The 20,792-nt window shown below is 71.6% G+C and carries 21 protein-coding genes; 13 read left to right on the top strand and 8 right to left on the bottom strand.

Annotation, left to right across the window (positions count from 1 at the left end):
• The 7 genes from K4G64_RS15315 to K4G64_RS15285 all read left to right on the top strand — a co-directional run.
• Positions 1-660: carbohydrate kinase family protein (locus K4G64_RS15315; protein WP_260460472.1), on the top strand; the 660-nt coding region annotated here is incomplete at its 5' end.
• Between the two features lie 143 nt (positions 661-803).
• Entirely contained in the window at positions 804-1,871 is a 1,068-nt protein-coding gene (locus K4G64_RS15310) for a PhoH family protein (RefSeq protein ID WP_221756594.1), read from the top strand.
• A gap of 14 nt (positions 1,872-1,885) precedes the next feature.
• Entirely contained in the window at positions 1,886-2,383 is a 498-nt protein-coding gene (ybeY, locus tag K4G64_RS15305; protein WP_190898580.1) for an rRNA maturation RNase YbeY, read from the top strand.
• 8 nt (positions 2,384-2,391) lie between these two features.
• Positions 2,392-3,699, top strand: a complete 1,308-nt coding sequence (locus K4G64_RS15300) for a hemolysin family protein (protein ID WP_221756593.1) — start codon at positions 2,392-2,394, stop codon at positions 3,697-3,699.
• Entirely contained in the window at positions 3,696-4,055 is a 360-nt protein-coding gene (locus K4G64_RS15295) for an MmcQ/YjbR family DNA-binding protein (RefSeq protein ID WP_031106289.1), read from the top strand. Before K4G64_RS15300 ends, K4G64_RS15295 begins: the two co-directional genes overlap by 4 nt.
• A 36-nt stretch (positions 4,056-4,091) precedes the next feature.
• Complete coding sequence (locus tag K4G64_RS15290) at positions 4,092-4,445, top strand: cytidine deaminase (RefSeq protein WP_030836448.1); 354 nt, start codon at positions 4,092-4,094, stop codon at positions 4,443-4,445.
• Positions 4,446-4,616: 171 nt separating this feature from the next.
• A complete protein-coding gene (locus tag K4G64_RS15285; protein WP_221756592.1) occupies positions 4,617-5,093 on the top strand; it encodes a hypothetical protein in 477 nt (158 codons plus the stop codon).
• Between the two features lie 49 nt (positions 5,094-5,142).
• Here K4G64_RS15285 and K4G64_RS15280 read toward each other — a convergent pair whose 3' ends face one another.
• Positions 5,143-5,481: a P-II family nitrogen regulator gene (locus K4G64_RS15280; RefSeq protein ID WP_221756591.1), complete on the bottom strand. Its 339-nt coding sequence runs from the start codon at positions 5,479-5,481 to the stop codon at positions 5,143-5,145.
• Entirely contained in the window at positions 5,478-6,788 is a 1,311-nt protein-coding gene (locus K4G64_RS15275) for an ammonium transporter (protein ID WP_221756590.1), read from the bottom strand. Before K4G64_RS15275 ends, K4G64_RS15280 begins: the two co-directional genes overlap by 4 nt.
• Before the next feature lie 153 nt (positions 6,789-6,941).
• Here K4G64_RS15275 and era point away from each other — a divergent pair, with 153 nt between their 5' ends.
• Positions 6,942-7,904, top strand: a complete 963-nt coding sequence (era, locus tag K4G64_RS15270) for a GTPase Era (RefSeq protein ID WP_221756589.1) — start codon at positions 6,942-6,944, stop codon at positions 7,902-7,904.
• Positions 7,905-8,131: 227 nt separating this feature from the next.
• Here era and K4G64_RS15265 read toward each other — a convergent pair whose 3' ends face one another.
• The 4 genes from K4G64_RS15265 to K4G64_RS15250 all read right to left on the bottom strand — a co-directional run bounded on the left by K4G64_RS15265 (position 8,132) and on the right by K4G64_RS15250 (position 11,525).
• Positions 8,132-8,578, bottom strand: coding sequence for an ATP-binding protein (locus K4G64_RS15265; protein ID WP_221756588.1), 447 nt, complete (start codon positions 8,576-8,578; stop codon positions 8,132-8,134).
• A 192-nt stretch (positions 8,579-8,770) separates the two neighbouring features.
• The gene (locus K4G64_RS15260) at positions 8,771-10,093 is read right to left on the bottom strand and encodes a GH1 family beta-glucosidase (RefSeq protein ID WP_260460471.1); all 1,323 of its coding nucleotides are present in this window, start codon (positions 10,091-10,093) and stop codon (positions 8,771-8,773) included.
• Between the two features lie 83 nt (positions 10,094-10,176).
• Positions 10,177-10,443 carry a protealysin inhibitor emfourin gene (locus K4G64_RS15255; RefSeq protein ID WP_221756586.1) on the bottom strand — a complete coding sequence of 89 codons (267 nt, stop codon included), beginning with the start codon at positions 10,441-10,443 and terminating at the stop codon, positions 10,177-10,179.
• A gap of 20 nt (positions 10,444-10,463) precedes the next feature.
• Positions 10,464-11,525: a M4 family metallopeptidase gene (locus tag K4G64_RS15250; RefSeq protein WP_190898563.1), complete on the bottom strand. Its 1,062-nt coding sequence runs from the start codon at positions 11,523-11,525 to the stop codon at positions 10,464-10,466.
• Between the two features lie 377 nt (positions 11,526-11,902).
• Here K4G64_RS15250 and leuA point away from each other — a divergent pair, with 377 nt between their 5' ends.
• The 5 genes from leuA (at position 11,903) to K4G64_RS15225 (ending at position 18,784) form a co-directional block, all read left to right on the top strand.
• Positions 11,903-13,624 carry a 2-isopropylmalate synthase gene (gene leuA, locus K4G64_RS15245; RefSeq protein WP_221756585.1) on the top strand — a complete coding sequence of 574 codons (1,722 nt, stop codon included), beginning with the start codon at positions 11,903-11,905 and terminating at the stop codon, positions 13,622-13,624.
• Positions 13,625-13,835: 211 nt separating this feature from the next.
• Positions 13,836-14,534, top strand: a complete 699-nt coding sequence (locus tag K4G64_RS15240; protein ID WP_221756584.1) for a TerB family tellurite resistance protein — start codon at positions 13,836-13,838, stop codon at positions 14,532-14,534.
• A gap of 152 nt (positions 14,535-14,686) precedes the next feature.
• Entirely contained in the window at positions 14,687-16,831 is a 2,145-nt protein-coding gene (locus tag K4G64_RS15235) for an MMPL family transporter (protein ID WP_260460470.1), read from the top strand.
• A gap of 52 nt (positions 16,832-16,883) precedes the next feature.
• Positions 16,884-18,125: a sensor histidine kinase gene (locus K4G64_RS15230; RefSeq protein WP_260460469.1), complete on the top strand. Its 1,242-nt coding sequence runs from the start codon at positions 16,884-16,886 to the stop codon at positions 18,123-18,125.
• Positions 18,122-18,784: a response regulator transcription factor gene (locus K4G64_RS15225; RefSeq protein ID WP_221756582.1), complete on the top strand. Its 663-nt coding sequence runs from the start codon at positions 18,122-18,124 to the stop codon at positions 18,782-18,784. Before K4G64_RS15230 ends, K4G64_RS15225 begins: the two co-directional genes overlap by 4 nt.
• 21 nt (positions 18,785-18,805) lie before the next feature.
• Here K4G64_RS15225 and K4G64_RS15220 read toward each other — a convergent pair whose 3' ends face one another.
• Both K4G64_RS15220 and K4G64_RS15215 read right to left on the bottom strand, forming a co-directional pair.
• Positions 18,806-19,738 (bottom strand): dihydrodipicolinate synthase family protein, encoded by a 933-nt coding sequence (locus K4G64_RS15220; RefSeq protein WP_221756581.1) that lies wholly within the window; start codon positions 19,736-19,738, stop codon positions 18,806-18,808.
• Positions 19,735-20,754 (bottom strand): ABC transporter ATP-binding protein, encoded by a 1,020-nt coding sequence (locus K4G64_RS15215; RefSeq protein ID WP_221756580.1) that lies wholly within the window; start codon positions 20,752-20,754, stop codon positions 19,735-19,737. Before K4G64_RS15215 ends, K4G64_RS15220 begins: the two co-directional genes overlap by 4 nt.
• Positions 20,755-20,792: the final 38 nt, after the last annotated feature.

Here is a 20,792-nt window from a genome sequence, read left to right as displayed (position 1 = left end):
CCACGCGCGCGTGCCGCCGTCGCCTCCCTCGCCCCCGGCGTGAGCGCCCCCTGGATCGCCCAGGCCGCGAGCAACGGCACCCGGGTGTTCGGCGACGTCGGCTGGGACGACACCGGGGCGTGGGACCTGGCGGCGCTGCCCGACCTGCGGCACTGCGAGGCTTTCCTGCCCAACGCACAGGAGGCGATGCGGTACACGGGCACGGACTGCCCCCGGACCGCCGCGCACGCCCTGACCGAGTACGTGCCACTCGCGGTGGTCACCCTCGGCGCGGACGGGGCCTACGCGGTGGACCGGCGCACGGGGGAGACGGCGGAGGTGCCGGCCATCGCGGTCGAGGCGCTCGACCCGACCGGGGCCGGTGACGTGTTCGTGGCCGGGTTCGTCGCCGGGACGCTGGCGGACTGGCCGCTCGCCGACCGGCTGGCCTTCGCCGGGCTCACCGCGGCGCTGTCGGTGCAGGAGTTCGGCGGATCGCTGTCGGCGCCGGGCTGGTCGGAGATCGCGGCGTGGTGGCGCAGGGTCCAGTCGGTCGAGGGGCAGTCGCCGGTGGCGCTGGAGAGATACGGGTTCCTCGCGGAGCTGGTGTCGGAGGAACTGGTCAGGCCCTGGCCGCTGCGCAGGGCCGTGCCGACGATCGGCTTCCGGCGCTCGGCGTGATCCTCCCACGGGGCCCGGGTGACAACCCGGCCCCCAAAACCCCTACGGCGTTGTCACTCCCCCGTCGTACCCTGGGAGTCGCGAGGCCGCCCTCAGCTGTGCGGCCGTGACGAGGAGGAACCGCAGGCCTTAAGCGCCGGCCCATGACTCAATCATCGACAGCTCACACCCCCGCGCAGGAGCAGGCGAGAGCGCGGCTCACCGTCCCCGCCCAGCACCCCATGGTGACCGTGCTGGGGTCCGGCGACTCCCTCCTGCGCGTGATCGAGAAGGCCTTCCCGGCGGCCGACATCCACGTCCGGGGCAACGAGATCAGCGCGGTCGGCGACCCGAACGACGTCGCCCTCATTTCGCGCGTGTTCGACGAGATGATGCTGGTGCTCCGCACCGGGCAGCCGATGACGGAGGACGCAGTGGAACGCTCGATCGCCATGCTGAAGGCGAGCGACAACGGCGAGAGCGACGGCCAGGAGACCCCGGCCGAGGTACTCACGCAGAACATCCTGTCCTCGCGCGGCCGCACGATCCGCCCCAAGACGCTCAACCAGAAGCGCTACGTCGACGCCATCGACAAGCACACGATCGTCTTCGGCATCGGCCCCGCGGGCACCGGCAAGACCTACCTGGCGATGGCCAAGGCGGTGCAGGCCCTGCAGTCCAAGCAGGTCAACCGCATCATCCTGACCCGCCCCGCGGTCGAGGCCGGCGAGCGCCTCGGCTTCCTCCCGGGCACGCTCTACGAGAAGATCGACCCGTACCTGCGCCCGCTCTACGACGCGCTGCACGACATGCTCGACCCGGACTCCATCCCGCGGCTGATGGCGGCGGGCACCATCGAGGTCGCGCCGCTCGCCTACATGCGCGGCCGCACCCTCAACGACGCCTTCATCATCCTGGACGAGGCCCAGAACACGAGCCCCGAGCAGATGAAGATGTTCCTCACCCGCCTCGGCTTCGACTCGAAGATCGTGATCACGGGTGACGTGACCCAGGTCGACCTCCCGGACGGGACGAAGAGCGGCCTGCGCCAGGTGCAGGACATCCTGGACGGCGTCGAGGACGTCCACTTCTCCCGGCTGTCGTCCCAGGACGTCGTCCGGCACCGGCTGGTGGGCCGTATCGTCGACGCGTACGAGAAGTACGACACCACGCACGGCACCCAGAACGGCGCGCACAAGAGCCGCGGCAAGTCCGGGCACAAGGGGAAGTAGACACACACAGCACCATGTCGATCGACGTCAACAACGAGTCCGGCACCGAGGTAGACGAGCAGGCGATCCTCGACATCGCCCGCTACGCGCTCGCGCGGATGCGCATCCACCCGCTCTCCGAGCTCTCGGTGATCGTCGTGGACGCCGACGCCATGGAGCAGCTCCACATCCAGTGGATGGACCTCCCCGGCCCCACGGATGTCATGTCCTTCCCGATGGACGAGCTGCGCCCGCCCTCCAAGGACGACGACGAGCCGCCGCAGGGCCTGCTCGGCGACATCGTGCTGTGCCCCGAGGTCGCCGAGAAGCAGGGCAAGGACGCGGAGACGCAGCACTCCATGGACGAGGAGCTCCAACTGCTCACCGTCCACGGCGTGCTGCACCTGCTGGGCTACGACCACGAGGAACCGGACGAGAAGGCCGAGATGTTCGGCCTGCAGGCGGCCATCGTGGACGGCTGGCGCGCGGAGCGGGGCCTGACCGGCCCGTCCCCGGCGCCGACGGTCTCGTAACGCCGCCGATGAGTCCGCAACTCGTCCTGGGCGCCATCGCCCTGGTCGTCGTGGCCTGGCTCGCCGCCTGCGCGGAGGCGGGCCTCGCCCGCGTCTCCAGCTTCCGCGCCGAGGAAGCCGTACGCTCCGGCCGCCGCGGCAGCGCCAAGCTCTCCCAGGTCGCCGCCGACCCGACCCGCTACCTCAACGTGGCGCTGCTGGTCCGCGTCGCCTGCGAGATGGCCGCCGCCGCGCTGATCACCTACGGCTGCCTGCAAGAGTTCGACGGCACCACCGAGGCCCTCCTGGTCGCCATCGCGGTCATGGTCCTCGTGTCCTACGTCGCCGTCGGCGTCTCCCCGCGCACCATCGGCCGCCAGCACCCGCTGAACACCGCCACGGTCTCCGCGTACGTCCTGGTGCCGCTGGCCCGGATCATGGGCCCGATCCCGTCGCTGCTGATCCTCATCGGCAACGCGCTCACCCCCGGCAAGGGCTTCCGCCGCGGCCCCTTCGCCTCGGAGGCGGAGCTGCGCGCCCTGGTCGACCTCGCCGAGAAGGAGTCCCTCATCGAGGACGAGGAGCGCCGCATGGTGCACTCCGTCTTCGAACTGGGCGACACCCTCGTCCGCGAGGTCATGGTCCCGCGCACGGACCTGGTCGTCATCGAACGCTTCAAGACCATCCGCCAGGCCCTCACCCTCGCCCTGCGCTCCGGCTTCTCGCGCATCCCCGTGACCGGGGAGAGCGAGGACGACATCGTCGGCATCGTGTATCTGAAGGACCTGGTCCGAAGGACGCACATCAGCCGCGACGCCGAGTCCGAGCAGGTGTCCACGGCCATGCGCCCGGCGTTCTTCGTGCCCGACACCAAGAACGCCGGCGACCTGCTGCGCGAGATGCAGAAGGAACGCAACCACGTCGCCGTCGTCATCGACGAGTACGGCGGCACCGCCGGCATCGTCACCATCGAGGACATCCTCGAGGAGATCGTCGGCGAGATCACCGACGAGTACGACCGCGAACTGCCGCCGATCGAGGAGCTCGGCGACGACCGCTTCCGCGTCACGGCCCGCCTGGACATCAGCGACCTGGGCGAGCTGTACGGCCTGGAGGAGTTCGACGACGAGGACGTCGAGACCGTCGGCGGCCTGCTGGCCAAGGCGTTGGGGCGCGTCCCCATCGCGGGAGCCTCGGCCGTCGTGGACCTCCCCGACGGCCGGGAACTGCGGCTGACCGCGGAGGCCGCGGCCGGCCGCCGGAACAAGATCGTGACCGTGCTGGCGGAGCCGGTGGGCCCGGCGGACCCGCCTTCCGAGGAGGAGAAGCCGGAGTGACACCGCAGGAACTTCGCGCGTTCTGCCTGTCGTTCAACGCGGCCGTCGAGGACTTCCCGTTCAGTCCGGAGATCTCGGTCTTCAAGGTGCAGGGCAAGCTGTTCGCCCTGTCGCACCTCGACGCGCGCCCCCTCAAGGCCAACCTCAAGTGCGACCCGGACGAGGCGGTCCGCCTCCGCGGTGAGTACGAGGGCCTCATCGTCCCGGGCTGGCACATGAACAAGCGCCACTGGAACACCGTCACGGTCGACGGCGAGCTCCCGGACCAGCTGGTCCGCGAGCTCATCGAGGACTCGTACGACCTGGTCGTCGCCGGACTGCCCCGAGCGGACCGCCTCCGCCTCGACCGGCCCTGAGACGGGGCCGGGGCGGCCGCTACGTATGCTCGGATCATGACCGACAGCAGCGCGCTCGACCCCGAGGACCGCAAGATCGTCACCCTGGCCCGCTCCGCGCGGGCCCGCAACGGCGTGCCCGAGGGCGCGGCCGTACGGGACGAGACCGGACGCACCTATGTCGCGGGCACCGTGGCCCTCGACTCCCTGAAGCTCAGTGCCCTGCAGACGGCGGTGGCGATGGCGGTGGCCTCGGGCGCGACGTCCCTGGAGGCGGCGGCGGTCGTGACGGAGGCGGAGACCGCGTCCGACGCGGACCGGGCGGCCGTACGGGACCTCGGTGGTGCGGGGACTCCGGTACTGGTGGCCGGGCCCGACGGAACGGTCCGGACCACCGTCACCGCCGGATGAACTCCGCTGTAACCGGCGGTAATTAGGCCAGTTTTCAACCTTGCCGCCACCTGCCCCGCACGCATCAATGGAACCGTCCATTCCGACGGACCGTCAGGTTCGAGACTCGGCGGTGTGCCCGCATCCATGCGCCGAGCGGTCCGCCCCCCACGGAAACGGAGCCGGAATCCCATGAGACACAAGCGCATCGGAGCAGGTGCGGCACTGGCGGCCGGGGCCCTCGCGGTCACCGGGCTCGCCTTCGCCCCCGCGGCCCTCGCCGTCACCCCCCAGACGGCGACGATCAGCGCGGACTGCGGCACCTTCGGCAGCGGCGAGGCCACCCTCACGGCCACGCAGGACGGCACCGCCGCCACACTCACCGTCAAGTCCTCCGCGATCACGGCGCCCATCGCGCTGGGAGAGGACTCGATCTCGTCCACCCTCACCCTGGTGAAGGCCGACGGCGGCACCGTCGACTTCGCCGGCACCGAGAACCCGGCGATGGCCGCCGGCGCCCCCGTCGAGGTCGGCCCGCTCAGCGGCACCGTGGCCTCCGGCGACAGCCTGGAGGCCTTCGGCGGCTCGCTGAGGATGACCGTCTTCGGCATCACCATCACCTGCACGGCGACCGGGCCGCAGTCGCCGGGCCCGTTCGTGTTCGACTAGGACCTGATTCACACGACAGGCCCTGGACCGAAGCGGCGCGGCCCCGGTGTCAGAGCGCGTCGGGGCCGCGCTCGCCCGTTCGCACCCGCACGACCGTCTCGACGGGCAGTGCCCACACCTTGCCGTCGCCGATCTTGCCGGTGTGCGCGGCCTTCACGACCGCGTCGATGACGTCCTCGGCCACCGCGTCCTCGACGACGACCTCGATACGGACCTTGGGCACCAGGTCGACCTGGTACTCGGCACCGCGGTACACCTCGGTGTGGCCGCGCTGCCGGCCGTAGCCGCTGGCCTCGCTCACGGTCAGGCCGTGCACGCCGAGTTCCTGCAGGGCGTTCTTGACCTCGTCGAGGCGGTACGGCTTGACGATCGCGGTGATGAGCTTCATGCCTGGGGGGTGACCTTCTGGGCGGGGGAGACGACGGAGGAGGAGACCGGGGCGCCGTGGCCCAGGACCCCGTGATCGTAGGCCGTCTCGGCGTGCACCGTAAGGTCCAGGCCGGTCTGCTCCTGCTCCTCGGTGGCGCGCAGGCCCATCGTGGCGTCGATCAGCCTGGCGATCCCGTAGGTCACGCCGAACGCGTACACCCCGACCACGATCACGGCCAGCAGCTGCTTGCCGAGCTGGGCGAGGCCGCCGCCGTAGAGGAGGCCCTCGGCGCCGCCCGTCATCGAGTCCACGGCGAAGACGCCGATGAGGAGCGTGCCGATGACACCGCCGACCAGGTGGACGCCGACGACGTCCAGGGAGTCGTCGTAGTTCAGCTTGAACTTCCAGCTCACGGCGTACGAGCAGACGACACCGGCGGCGAGGCCGACGACCAGCGCGCCGAGCAGCGAGACGGACCCGCAGGACGGGGTGATGGCGACCAGACCGGCGACCGCGCCGGACGCGGCGCCCAGGGTCGTGGGATGGCCGTCGCGCTTCTGCTCCACGAAGAGCCAGCCGAGCAGGCCGGTGCAGCCCGCGGCCAGGGTGTTGAGGAAGGCGGCGGCCGCGAGGCCGTTGGCGCCGAGCGCCGAGCCGGCGTTGAAGCCGAACCAGCCGAACCAGAGCAGACCGGCGCCCAGCATCACCATGGGCAGGTTGTGCGGGCGCATGGCGTCCTTCTTGAAGCCCATCCGCGGGCCCAGGACCAGGCACAACGCCAGCCCCGAGGCACCGGAGACGATCTCCACGGGCAGCCCGCCCGCGAAGTCCAGGGCGCCCAGCCGCTCCAGGATCCAGCCGCCCGGCCCCCACACCCAGTGCGCGACCGGAACGTATACGAGCAGCGCCCACACCGGCACGAAGACCAGCCACGCGGCGAACTTCGCCCGGTCCGCGACGGCCCCGCTGACCAGGGCGGCGGTGATGATCGCGAAGGTGAGCTGGAAGGTGGCGAACAGGACCGTGGGGACCGTGCCCTGGACGCTGTCCGGGCCGAGGCCGCTCATACCGACGTGGTCGAGCCCGCCGATGAGTCCCCCCGCCGCGTCCTCGCCGAAGGTGAGCGAGTAACCGGCCGCCAGCCACACCACCGTCACCAGGGCGATCGACACGAAGCTCATCATCAGCATGTTGAGCACGCTCTTCGTACGGACCATGCCGCCGTAGAAGAGGGCCAGGCCCGGGGTCATCAGCAGCACGAGGGCGGTGGCGGCGAGCAGCCAGGCGGTGTCACCGGTGTCGGCGCTTGCGGCGGCGAGGGTCACGGTTGTCTCCAACGGTGCGGGGGCTCGTCAGAGATTCACCGCCCCTCGTTTCCGGTTGCGTACGGGTGTGTTTCCGTGACGTTTCGTTGCGTGAGGGTTTCGGGAAGCTCTCCGGGGACGTCCGGTACGGGGCGGCTCCGGGGATCAGGGAGAATGGGCGGCATGAGCGTTCGTACCCAGTCATCCGAAGAGCCGGCCGGAGCTGTCCACAGGGCCGGTTTCGCCTGCTTCGTGGGCCGTCCCAACGCGGGCAAGTCCACCCTCACGAATGCTCTGGTCGGCCAGAAGGTGGCGATCACGGCGAACCAGCCGCAGACGACGCGGCACACGGTGCGGGGCATCGTGCACCGCCCGGACGCCCAGCTGATCCTGGTCGACACCCCGGGGCTGCACAAGCCGCGCACGCTGCTGGGCGAGCGGCTCAACGACGTCGTGCGCACCACGTGGGCCGAGGTCGACGTGATCGGCTTCTGTCTGCCGGCGAACGAGAAGCTCGGCCCCGGAGACCGGTTCATCGCGAAGGAACTGGCGGCCATCAAGAAGACGCCGAAGATCGCGATCGTCACCAAGACCGACCTCGTGGACAGCAAGACGCTCGCCGAGCAGCTGATCGCCATCGACCAGCTCGGCAAGGAGCTGGGCTTCGAGTGGGCCGAGATCGTGCCGGTGTCGGCGGTCGGCGACCAGCAAGTGGGTCTGCTGGCCGACCTGATCGTGCCACTGCTGCCCGAGGGCCCGGCGCTCTACCCCGAGGGCGACCTGACCGACGAGCCCGAGCAGGTCATGATCGCGGAGCTGATCCGCGAGGCCGCACTGGAGGGCGTGCGCGACGAGCTGCCGCACTCCATCGCCGTCGTCGTCGAGGAGATGCTCCCCCGCGAGGACCGCCCCGCCGACAAACCGCTCCTCGACATCCATGCCTTCGTCTACATCGAGCGCCCCAGTCAGAAGGGCATCATCATCGGCCCCAAGGGCAAGCGCCTGAAAGAGGTCGGCATCAAGTCCCGCAAGCAGATCGAGGCGCTGCTGGGTACCCCGGTCTTCCTGGACCTTCACGTGAAGGTCGCGAAGGACTGGCAGCGGGATCCGAGGCAGCTGCGCAAGCTGGGGTTCTGAGGCGTCGTCGGGGTCTGTGGCTGGTCGGCTCGCGTTGTGCTGGTGGTTCGGGGCGTTGCTGGGTGCGCCGGCCGCGCGGCGGTAGCCGCATGTCGATACAGCCTTGACCTTCACGTGAAGGTCGCGAAGGACTGGCAGCGGGATCCGAGGCAGCTGCGCAAGCTGGGGTTCTGAGGTTCCGCGAGGCCGTGGCGCGAGCCTCGGCCTTCTCGAGTCCCCTCGCCGCGCTATAACGCCCGCCCCAGGCTCGCCCACACCGCGTTCCCGCCCGTCAGGGTCGAGCGGGTGATGCCCCAGTTGTCGGCCATCTCTCGGACGAGCAGCAGGCCGCGGCCCCCCTCGTCGTCGGGGCCGGGGCAGCGGTCGGGGATGCCGCGGCCCGTGAGGTCGCCGTCGTGGACCTCCAGCCGGAAGCGCGCGTCCGTCATCAGCTGGACGCCGCACAGGATCCGTTCGCTGAGCGTGTGCAGCACGGCGTTGGTGACCAGCTCGGACACGAGCAGCACGGCGTTCGCGCACGCCTCCTCGGGCACCTGCCACGAGGCCAGCCGCGCGCGCATGGCATGGCGGGCGACTCTGACGCTGGTCCGCTGTGGGGGCAGCTCCAGCCAGTCGGTGCGGTCCGGGCGCACCGCGTCCAGGAACCGGGGAGTGGATGTCGTGTGGGGGGACACGGCGATCGCCTTCCGTGGGGGGTGGGCGCAGTCAAGGAAGGGGCGAGCGGACAACGGCCCGGCCGGATGGGGGAGTTGTTGCTACCGGAACCCTGGTCACACAAGTAACTATGCTCGTAGAGCAGTTCACGCTGCAACCATCTGCCTGTCACCGACATCCCGCCGAGGTCGGCCTGCGGGCCGGGGTGGGCATCAAGCCGTAGGTGCCTGCGCCCTCAGCAGCTCCCGGTACCAGTGGTAGGACGCCTTGGGGGTGCGCTCCTGGGTGTCGAAGTCGACGTGGACCAGGCCGAAGCGGCGTGCGTAGCCCTCCGCCCATTCGAAGTTGTCGAGCAGGGACCACACGAAGTAGCCGCGCACGTCGACGCCCGCCTCCACCGCCCGGTGCAGGGCGCGGACGTGGCCGTCCAGGTAGGCGATGCGGTCCTGGTCGTCGACGCCCGGGTAGGAGCAGCCGTTCTCGGTGATGACGACCGGCGGGAGCCGGTCGCCGTAGCGGTCGCGGAAGGCGGTGAGGAGCTCGGTGAGCCCCTCGGGGACGACGGGCCAGCCGAAGTCCGTGACCGGGCGGCCCTTGATCTCGCGGACGGAGAAGGGCAGTTCGGCGGGCATGGTGATCCCGCCGAACTCGATCTCCGCGCCCTGCGGGGCTCCCACCCGGGTCGGGGCGTAGTAGTTGATCCCGTACCAGTCGAGCGGCTCGGCGATCACCTTCAGGTCCGCTTCCACGTCCCCCGGCATCAGTTCGCCGATGCCGTCGGGGTAGCGGCCCAGCAGCAGCGGGTCGGCGAACAGGCGGTTCAGCAGGAGGTCGTAGAAGTCCGCCGCCTCCACGTCCGCGGCCTGCGTGGACGCCGCCCAGGTCGGGCCGTGCGAGTTGGCGATGCCGATGTCCGACGCGCCCGAGGCGCGCAGGGCCCGGACGGCCAGGCCGTGGGCGAGCAGCTGGTGGTGGGCGGCCGGCAGCGCGTCGAACATCAGCCGCTTCCCGGGTGCGTGGGTGCCCAGGGCGTGCCCCAGCAGGGTGTGCTCGGCGGGCTCGTTCAGGGTGATCCACTTCGTCACGCGGTCGCCGAGACGGTCCGCGACCAGGGTCACGTGCTCGGCGAAGCGCTCGGCCGTGTCCCGCTCCAGCCAGTCCAGGTCCGCCGGCAGGTCCCAGTGGAACAGGGTCGGGACGGGGCGGACACCCGCCGCGCACAGGTCGTCGACCAGTCGGTCGTAGAAGTCCAGGCCCTTCTCGGAGCGCACCCGCGGCCAGGAGACGGAGAAGCGGTAGGCGTTCACGCCCAGGCCGGCCAGGAGGGCCACGTCCTCGCGGTGGCGGTGGACGTGGTCGCAGGCCACCGCCGCCGTCGAGCCGTCCTTCACCCGTCCCGGCTCGGCCGTGAAGGCGTCCCACACGGACGGCTCGCGCTCGTCCGCGGCGCCCTCGATCTGGTGCGCCGAGGTGGAGACGCCCCAGAGGAAGCCGGCCGGGAAACGGGGGATCGGGGTGCCTGCGTCAGTCGCCATGCGCTGGATCATCCGTACCGGCGGTAACGGAAGTCAACGGCCGGGCGGCAAGGAGCTGTTGCCCGGCCGGTGACGCGGACCCGTCACGCCCCTTCCTTCAGCACCCTCGAGATCAGCTTCCGCTGCCCCTCGGTCAGCCGGGGATCCGCGCAGTACACGGTTTTCCCGTCCACCGTGAGCTGGTAGGTGAACCCGTCCGGGACCCCGACCGGCGGTGTGCTCCGGCCGTCGGCCACGGCCTGCTCCGCGAGGGCGTGCCACTCGGAGGCATCGGGCCGCTCCGAGGTGTTCACCTCGGCATGCCGCTCGATGCCCGCGAACCCGCCCGTGCGCCGCACCTGAATACGCATGGCACCTGTCTAGTACGGAACTACAGGGTCCGCACCCCGACCTGCTCCCAGGCCTTCGACACGGCGTCCAGTTCCTCCCCGTCGCCGAAGCGCTCCCGGGCGGCCTTCACGGTGAGGGTGGCGAAGTCGACGAACATCGCCTGCTGCCTCAGCTCGCCGCCGGTCAGGACGTCGTACCAGACCTGTCCGGCCCGCTCCCAGGCGTGGCCGCCCAGGGCCGTGGCGGCGAGGTAGAAGGCGTGGTTCGGGATGCCCGAGTTGATGTGGACACCGCCGTTGTCGCGGCCGGTGCGCACGAAGTCGTCCATCGTCGCCGGCTGCGGGTCCTTGCCGAGGACGTCGTCGTCGTACGCCGTGCCCGGCTCCTTCATGGAGCGCAGCGCCGTGCCGGTCACGCGCGGGGCGAGCAGGCCCGCGCCGATCAGCCAGTCGGCCTCGGCGGCGGTCTGGCCGAGCGTGTACTGCTTGATCAGGGCGCCGAAGACGTCCGACAGGGACTCGTTGAGCGCGCCGGGCTGGCCAAAGTAGGTGAGGTTGGCCGTGTACTGGGTGACGCCGTGTGCGAGTTCGTGGCCGATGACGTCGATCGGGATGGTGAAGTCGAGGAAGATCTCGCCGTCCCCGTCGCCGAAGACCATCTGCTCGCCGTTCCAGAACGCGTTGTTGTAGTCGCGGTCGTAGTGCACGGTCGCGTTCAGCGGGAGGCCGTTCCCGTCGATCGAGTCGCGCTGGTAGGCCTGCAGGAACAGCTCGAAGGTGGCGCCGAGACCGGCGTAGGCGCGGTTGACGGTGGCGTCCTTGCCGGGCTTGTCGCCCTCGCCGCGGACCTTGTGCCCGGGCAGGTCGGTGCCGTGCCGGGCGTCGTGGATCGTGCGCTGCGGTTTGCCGTCGGCGACCGCGGCGACGGCGCTCGCGCCGATGACGGTGGTCAGGCGGCGCTGGGTGCGCTCGAAGGCGTCGCGCTGCAGGGTGCGGCGGGCGGGACCGGCGAGCGAGGGGTCCTCGGCCTGGGCGAGCTTGTCGAGGACATGCGGCGGAACGATGGTGCAGAAGACGGGCTCGAAGCCCCCGTGAGTCGTCATGCCCGGCACCCTTGCACTGCGTGACGAAACTGTCACTAGTCGCCACCATGATTGGTGAAATACCGGGACAACGCCCCTCACGCTCCGTGGTGAGTGGTAAGGCGAACGGGGGAAGCGGGACGGCAGGCGGGACAGCAAGCAGGACGGCAAGTGGGATGGCGCACTTTTTGTCCCGTATGCGCGCCCGGTCCCGCATACTGATACGAACCCACGCGCCGGGAGAGGCTCGGCTAGCATGCTGCGCATCATGCGTTTCGGGCTGCTTCTCCTTAGCTGCCGCGGCGAGGGCCTGTAGTCGAGGCCGACTCCCTCCCCGCGGAGCTTGGTGCTGCGTCGTCGGCCGTCCTTCCGGACACCCTCTGAGGAGCCCCCGCATCATGGCGAATCGCCAGCAGCCCAGTTCCATGCCGATCCACAAGTACGGCCGCTACGAGCAGGTCGACATCCCGGACCGCACCTGGCCGGAAGCGCGCATCACCACCGCCCCCCGCTGGCTCTCCACCGACCTGCGCGACGGCAACCAGGCCCTGATCGACCCCATGTCGCCGGCCCGTAAGCGCGCCATGTTCGACCTGCTGGTGAAGATGGGCTACAAGGAGATCGAGGTCGGCTTCCCCGCCTCCGGCCAGACCGACTTCGACTTCGTGCGCTCCATCATCGAGGAGCCCGGGGCCATCCCCGACGACGTCACCATCTCCGTACTGACCCAGGCCCGCGAGGACCTGATCGAGCGCACGGTGGAGTCCCTGAAGGGCGCCAAGCGGGCCACGGTCCACCTGTACAACGCCACGGCCCCGGTCTTCCGCCGGGTCGTCTTCCGCGGCTCCAAGGACGACATCAAGCAGATCGCCGTCGACGGCACCCGGCTGGTCATCGAGTACGCCGAGAAGCTGCTGGGCCCGGAGACCGAGTTCTGCTACCAGTACAGCCCCGAGATCTTCACCGACACCGAGCTGGACTTCGCGCTGGAGGTCTGCGAGGCGGTCATGGACGTCTGGCAGCCCGGCCCGGGCCGCGAGATCATCCTGAACCTGCCGGCCACCGTGGAGCGCTCCACGCCCTCCACGCACGCGGACCGTTTCGAGTGGATGGGCCGCAACCTCTCCCGCCGCGAGCACGTCTGCCTGTCGATCCACCCCCACAACGACCGCGGCACCGCCGTCGCCGCCGCCGAGCTGGCCCTGATGGCCGGCGCCGACCGCGTCGAGGGCTGCCTGTTCGGGCAGGGCGAGCGCACCGGCAACGTCGACCTGGTCACCCTGGGCATGAACCTGTTCTCCCAGGGCGTGGACCCGCAGATCGACTTCTCCGACATCGACGAGATCCGTCGCACGTGGGAGTACTGCAACCAGATGGAGGTCCACCCGCGCCACCCGTACGTGGGCGACCTGGTCTACACGTCCTTCTCCGGCTCCCACCAGGACGCCATCAAGAAGGGCTTCGACGCGATGGAGGCCGACGCGGCCGCCAAGGGCGTCACCGTCGACGACATCGAGTGGGCCGTCCCCTACCTGCCGATCGACCCCAAGGACGTCGGCCGCTCCTACGAGGCGGTCATCCGGGTCAACTCGCAGTCCGGCAAGGGCGGTATCGCCTACGTCCTGAAGAACGACCACAAGCTGGAACTGCCGCGCCGGATGCAGATCGAGTTCTCCAGGCTGATCCAGGCCAAGACGGACGCCGAGGGCGGCGAGGTCACGCCGAAGGACATCTGGGCCGTCTTCCAGGACGAGTACCTGCCGAACCCCGAGAACCCGTGGGGCCGCATCCAGGTCCGCAACGGGCAGTCGACGACCGACACCGACGGCGTGGACACCCTGAAGGTGGAGGCCACGGTCGACGGGCAGGACACCGTCCTGACCGGTACGGGCAACGGTCCGATCTCGGCCTTCTTCGACGCCCTGCAGTCCGTCGGCATCGACGTACGCCTGCTGGACTACCAGGAGCACACGATGAGCGAGGGCGCCTCCGCGCAGGCCGCCTCCTACATCGAGTGCGCCATCGACGACAAGGTCCTGTGGGGCATCGGGATCGACGCCAACACGACGCGGGCCTCGCTGAAGGCGGTCGTCTCCGCCGTCAACCGCGCGGCTCGCTGACCAGCCGTACGGGTTCGCGACCGCAGGCCGCCCACCGGTGCCGCAGGGGCTCCGTCCGCCGATGTCCGGCGGGTGGAGCCCCGTCGTATACCGGCCATTTGCTGTGGAGGTCACGGAAAGGTCTCCTCCGGGGTGCTGACTCCTCGTCTCTGATGTGGCTAACATCACGCAAGCGCGGCGACGTTGCCGTGCGGCGTGACGGAGGTGCGACGTGCTGCCAGGACGGGGACGAAACGGCCATGCCGCCAGGCTTTCTCGCGTCCTGGGCACCCGGACCGCGTGGACGGCCGCCGGTGACGGGGAGTTCTTCTGCCCCGGCTGCGGCGGCGACCGCAACTACCAGCGGCTGACGGGACAACGCCGCTTCACCCTGCTCGGCCTGCCCGTGCTGCCGCGCGGCGAGACCGGCCCGGTCGTGGAGTGCGCCGCCTGCCGCCGCCACTTCGGCACGGACGTCCTCGACCATCCGACCACCACCCGCTTCTCCGCGATGCTCCGCGACGCCGTGCACACCGTCGCCCTCGCGGTGCTGGCCGCGGGCGGCGCCGGGTCCCGGTCGGCCCTGGAGTCCGCCGTGCTCGCCGTGCGCGCGGCCGGCTTCGACGACTGCACCGAGGAGCAGCTGGCCGCCCTCGTCGAGGCCCTGGAGGCCGACACCGGCCGGATCGCCGGCGAACCCTGCGGCGCGGGGCTGGCCATAGAGCTGCACGAGGCCCTGGACCCGCTCGCCCCGCACCTCGCCACCGTCGGCCGCGAATCGATCCTGCTCCAGGGCGCCCGCATCGCCCTGGCGGACGGGCCGTACACCCCGGCCGAGCGGGATGTGCTGGCGACGGTGGGCGCGGCGCTCACGATCTGCTCCGACGACGTGACCCGCCTGATGGCGGCGGCGGCGCGCACCCCGTCGTAGGCCCCGCCTCCGCGCTACTCCCCGGGGAGTAACGCGCCTCCCGGACCGCCCCCCGCAGTACCCCCCGACTCGACCTCACGCCCGACGAACCGGCCCCCGTCCGGCGGGAGTCTGGAGACCGATCCAGACACCGACCGGAGGGAGCCGGACCCATGGGGGCCATAAGGACGAGTACCGGGCGGAAGCGGGCCGTGCCCTGGGTGGTGGTCGGGTTGTGGCTCGCCGCGCTCGTGCTGGTCGGGCCGCTCGCCGGCAAGTTCGCCGACATCCAGCAGAACCGCGCGGTGGACTACCTGCCCGACAGTGCCGACTCGACGCAGGTGGCGCGGATCCAGGACGAGTTGCCGGGCGGTGAGGCGACCGAGCTGGTGCTCGTCTACCACCGCGACGGCGGGCTCACCGACGCCGACCGGCGCACCGCCGACCGGCAGATCACCGAGGTGAGCGGCGCCTACGACCTGGCGGGGCAGCCGAAGGGCATCCCGTCGAAGGACGGCTCCACCCTGATGTACCCGGTCTCCAGCACCCAGCCCGGCCAGGACGAGGAGGCCCGGGACGCCTTCGTCGACGGGGTGCGCGACATCGTCGGGGGCGGCGGCGGACTGAGCGCCGAGGTCGGCGGGCCCGGCGCGCTGAACACCGACATGAACAAGGTGTTCGGGACGCTCGACGCCACCTTGTTGCTCGCCACGCTCGGCGTCGTCACCGTGCTGCTGATCCTCATCTACCGCAGCCCCTTCCTGTGGCTGGTGCCGCTCGCCGTGGCCGGCGTCGCCGCCGCCGTGGCGATGGCCGCCGGGTACGGGCTGCACGAACTGTTCGACGTCACCGTCACCGGCCAGAGCGGCGGCGTGATGACCGTGCTGGTCCTCGGCGCCGGCACCGACTACGCGCTGCTGATCGTCTCCCGCTACCGCGAGGAACTGCGGCGCCACGAGCGGCCGTACGACGCCATGCGTGCCGCGCTGCGCGGCTGCGGGCCGGCCGTCCTCGCCTCCTCGGGGACCGTCGCGGCCGGGCTGCTGTGCCTGCTCGCCGCCGACCTCAACAGCAGCCGGGGCATGGGGCCGGTCGGCATGGTCGGGGTGCTCGCCGCGCTGGTGGCCATGACGACCCTGCTGCCGGCGGTCCTGGTGCTGCTGGGACGGCGGGTCTTCTGGCCGCTGATCCCCGCGTTCGGCAGCGAGCCGAAGGCCCGGCGGTCGCTGTTCGCCGCGATGGGCAGCTCGGCGACCCGGCGGCCCGCCACCGTGCTCGTCGGCGGGGCCGCACTGCTCGGCGCCCTCGCGCTCGGCACGCTCAACCTGTCCGGCAGCCTGAAGCAGGAGGACTCCTTCACCGAGCGGCCCGAGTCCATCACGGCGATGCGGACGCTCGCCCAGGAGTACCCCGAGCGCAGCAGCCGGCCCGTCACGGTCATCGCACCCGAGGCGCGGGCCCGGGCGGTCGCGGACCGGGCCCGCACGACCGAGGGCGTCGCCGAGGTGGCCCCCGGGCGCAGCGGCTCGGGCTGGACCGAGATCGCCGTGTTCACCACCGCGGCCCCCGAGACCCCGGCCGAGACCCGGACCATCGAGGCGCTGCGGGCCGGGCTGGACCCGGTCGGCGCGTACGTCGGCGGGCCCAGTGCCCAGCAGATCGACCTGGCCGACAGCGAGTCGCGGGACCGGAAGGTCATCGTGCCGCTGGTGCTGGCCGCCGTGTTCGTCATCCTGGTCGGGCTGTTGCGCTCTCTCGTCGCGCCGCTGCTGTTGCTGGCGGCGGTGGTGGCGGTCTGGGGCGCCGCGCTCGGGATCGGCGGGCTGGTGTTCGAGCCGGTGTTCGGGTTCGCTGGGTCCGATCCGGGGCTCGGGCTGCTGTCCTTCGTGTTCCTGGTCGCCCTCGGTGTCGACTACGGCATCTTCCTGATGCACCGGATGCGGGAGGAGTCCGTGCGCGGGGCCGAGCCGGAGGCGGCGGCGCTCACCGCGCTGCGGACGACCGGCGGGGTCATCGCCTCGGCGGGGGTGGTGCTGGCGGCGACCTTCGCGGTGCTGACCACGCTGCCGATGGTGGGGCTGGTGGAGCTCGGGTTCGTCATCGCCGTGGGGGTGTTGCTGGATACGTTCCTGGTGCGTACGTACCTGGTGACGACGGCGAGTGTGCTGCTGAAGCGGCGGGTGTGGTGGCCGGGGAAGCTCTCCCGGGCACCGGAACTGCCTGTTGAGGCTGAGGGCGGGGCGTTGCGCAGCCCGGCGGAGCGGGGTGCCGCAGCGCCCACCCGTGCCGCCCCTAGCGGCACGCATGCCCGCAGCTAGGCGGAACAGTGCGGCGCCCCTCCCTCCCGGAGGGGCGCCTTCCCGGCCGAGGATGAGGACCGTGCAGGCACCCACCACCCCGCAGGCGACCTGGTCGCGGCCCGCCGAGCGGATCATGGCCGCGATCAACCGCGACCCCCTGACCGCCCCGCACGCCGCCCGCAACGACGCGCTGCTCGCCGTCGTCGCCGCGGTGTCGGCCGTCGCCCTGGCCCTGCTCGTCGACGGCGGGCGCAGGCCCGACGCGGTGGGCTGGGTACTGCTGGTCGCCTGCAACGTGCCGATCGCGTGGCGGCGCCGGCGGCCGCTGCTCGTGCTGCTCGCGGTCGTGGCCTGCGTCGCCCCGTACCACGCCCTCGACAACCCCCACTCCGCGCCGACCCCGGCCACGTACATCGCCCTGTACACCGTCGCGGTGACCGGCCGTCCGCTGCGCACCGTCCTGGTCGGGGCGGGTGTCATCGGCCTCTCGGTCAGCGTGATGCTCACCGTCAGCATGCACGAGGCGCTGGAGGTGCTGCGGATATCGGGCTGGGTCGTTGCCGTGCTGTTCTGCGGGGTCGACGTGCGCGTCTACCGCCAGTACGTCGCCTCCATCGTGGAACGCGCCGAACGGGCCGAACGCACCCGGGAGGAGGAGGCCCGGCGGCGGGTCGCCGAGGAGCGGCTGCGCATCGCCCGGGATCTGCACGACCTGCTCGCCCACAGCATCACCCTCATCGGCGTGCAGACCTCCGTCGCCGCCCATGTGCTGGCCGCCGACCCGGAGCGGCTCGACCGGGAGACGGTGGCCAAGGCCCTCGACGACATCGCCGAGACCTGCCGCAGCGCCCGCGGCGAACTCCGTACGACCCTGGAGGTGCTGCGCGAGCACGGGCCCCCGGACGTCCGCGGGCCGCTGCCCGGCCTCGACGGGCTGCCCGACCTGGCTCGGGCCGCGCGGCTGGCCGGTGCCCGGGTCGAGCAGACGGTACGCACAGCGCATGCACCGCCCGCCGTCGGTGCCGCCGCCTACCGGATCGTGCAGGAGGCCCTGACCAACGCCGTACGGCACGCGGGGCCCGAACCGGCCGTCCACGTCACCCTGGACGAGCGGGACGGTGCCCTGCACCTGTCGGTCCGCGACGACGGCACCGGACCGGCCCCGGGCGGCACCCCGGGCTTCGGACTCGTGGGGATGCGCGAGCGGGCCCGCAGCGTCGGTGGCACACTCGACGCCGGACCGCACACCGGGGGCGGGTTCGAGGTCATGGCGGTCCTGCCGCTGGCCACGACGGGGGAGAGGACCGGATGACCGTACGGGTGCTGCTCGCGGACGACCAGACGCTGGTGCGGGAGGCGTTCGCGATGCTCGTGGAGTCGGCCCGCGACATGGAGGTCGTCGGCCAGGCCGCCACCGGCCGGCAGGCCGTCGAACTGGCCGCCGCCGCCCGCCCCGACCTCGTGGTGATGGACATCCGCATGCCCGACCTGGACGGCATCGAGGCGACCCGGCTCATCGCGGCCGACGAGGACCTCACGGACGTACGGGTGCTCGTCCTCACCACCTACGACACCGACGAGAACATCGTGGACGCCCTGCGCGCCGGGGCCTCCGGGTTCCTGGTCAAGGACACCCGGCCGGCCGAACTCCTCGACGCCATCCGCACGGTCGCGGCCGGCGAGGCCCTGCTGTCGCCCGGCCCCACGGCACGGCTCATCGAGCGGTTCCTGCGCAGCCCCTCCGCCCCGCGAACCGGCGGGCCCGACTGCCTGTCCGGCCGGGAGCGTGAGGTGCTCGCGCTGGTCGCGCGCGGCCTCAACAACACGGAGATCGCCGACGCGTTGGGCCTCAGCCCGCTCACCGCGAAGACCCATGTCAGCCGCATCATGGGCAAGCTGGCGGCCCGGGACCGGGCGCAACTGGTCATCGTGGCCTACGAGTCGGGGATGGTGACCCCGGGAAGCGTCTGACGGGCGGGCCCGGCACGGTCTCTAGAGCAGACCGGCCGCCGCGAGGTACTTCCCGACCTGCTCCACCTCGTCCGGCGACAGCGGGATCTGCGGCTCCGCCGTCGCCGGGGAGTCGATCACACCCCGCAGGTGCAGCGCGGTCTTGAAGGCGCCGATCGCCGAGGAGTTCGGGCCCATCCGGGCCGGGTCGCCGACGGTCACCATGCCGAACAGGGCGCACAGCCGCTCCTGTTCGGCCCTGGCCCCCTCCCAGTCCCCGGCGCGGCACAGGCCGTCCAGTCGGACATAGCCGTGCGGGTCGACGTTGCCGAGGCCCGGCACCGTGCCGTCCGCGCCGATCGCCAGGGCCGCGTCGACGATCAGCTCGGACCCGGTCAGCACGCTGAAGCCGGTGATGCCCCGGCGCTCCCGCACACCGGTGACCACCTGGCGGAAGGTGGCCAGGTCGCCGCTGGAGTCCTTGAGCCCGGCCACCACACCGTCGGTGGCCAACTCCAGCACCACCTCGGTCGGGAGCTTCGTGTGGACGGCGACGGGAAGGTCGTAGGCGATCACCGGGACCGGGCTCGCGGCGGCGACCGCGCGGTAGTGGCGGGCGACCTCCGCGGGGTGGGTGCGGGTGTAGAACGGGGCGGTGACGACGACCGCGTCCGCGCCCGCCGCCGTCACCGCGGCGACATGGTCCAGGACCCGGGGCGTCGTCATGTCGATCGCCCCGGCCAGCACCGGGAGCTGCCCGCCCACATGGCCCGTGACCGACTCGACGACCAGCCTGCGCTGCCGGTCCGGCAGATACGCGGCCTCCGAGGTCGAGCCGAGCACGAACAGGCCGTGCACCCCGCCGGCCACCAGGTGGTCGACGAGCCTGATCAGCGAGGGGACGTCCACCTCGCCGTCCGATGTCAGGGGCGTGCAGACGGGCGGGATGACACCGGTCAGCGGGGCGAGGGTCATGGGGCCTCCATCGGGTCGCGTCGATGGACGAGGTCGCGGGTCGACTCGTCCTCCCGGACAGGATGGTGGCAGCGGAAGCGGTGCGCGGACGCCGACGCGGCGGAGAAGCCCGGCATCTCCTGCGCGCACACCCCGTCCGCCTTCCAGCAGCGGGTGCGGAACGGGCAGCCGCTCGGCGGGCGGGTCGCCGACGGCAGCGGACCGGCCAGCTCGATCGGATCGACCGGGTCGAGCAGGCCCGGCGTGGCGGAGAACAGGGCGCGGGTGTACGGGTGCCGGGACCGGTCGGTGACCAGGGCCGCCGGGGACTCCTCCACGATCCGGCCCAGGTACATGGTGATCACACGGTCGCTCATCCGCCGTACCGTCTGGATGTCGTGCGAGACGAACACCAGGGCCAGGCCCAGGCGTTCCTTGAGGTCCAGCAGCAGATTGAGGATCTGGGCGCGGACGGACACGTCCAGGGCGCTCGTCGGCTCGTCGGCCACGACCAGGTCCGGGTCCAGCGCCAGCGCCCGGGCGATCGCGACGCGCTGGCGCTGCCCGCCCGACAGCTGCGCCGGCAGGGCCCCGGCGAGGGCCCGGGGGAGGCCGACGAGGGACATCAACTCGCGGACCCTCTCCTCCCGTCGGCTCCTCGTGCCCCGGTCGTGCACGTCCAGCGGGTCCCGCAGGATCTGCTGGACGGTCAGGCGGCGGTTCAGGGCCGTCGAAGGGTCCTGGAAGATCATGCCGATGCTGCCGCCGACGGCCCTGCGGCGCTCTGCGGCCGGCATCGCCCACAGGTCCCGGCCCCGGAACGCCACCGTCCCCCGCGTCGGCGGCTGCACCCCGACCAGCACCTTCGCCAGCGTCGACTTCCCGCAGCCGGACTCGCCCACCACGCCGACGGTCTCGCCGGGCGCGATCGCCAGGTCGGCGCCGGTCAGCGCGTACACGCGGTCGCGGGTGAAGAGGCCGCCGCTGCGGGCCTTGTGGACGACGTGGGTGCCGGACAGCTCCACCAGGGCGTTCATGTCCGGGCCTCCGGCAAGGGGTTCATATCACGACCTCC

It is taken from the genome of Streptomyces sp. WAC04114 (assembly GCF_019733245.1).
Classification (GTDB): Bacteria; Actinomycetota; Actinomycetes; order Streptomycetales; family Streptomycetaceae; genus Streptomyces; species Streptomyces massasporeus_A.
Note: the sequence above shows the minus strand (reverse complement) of the source record. Positions and strands in the feature narration are given on the sequence as shown.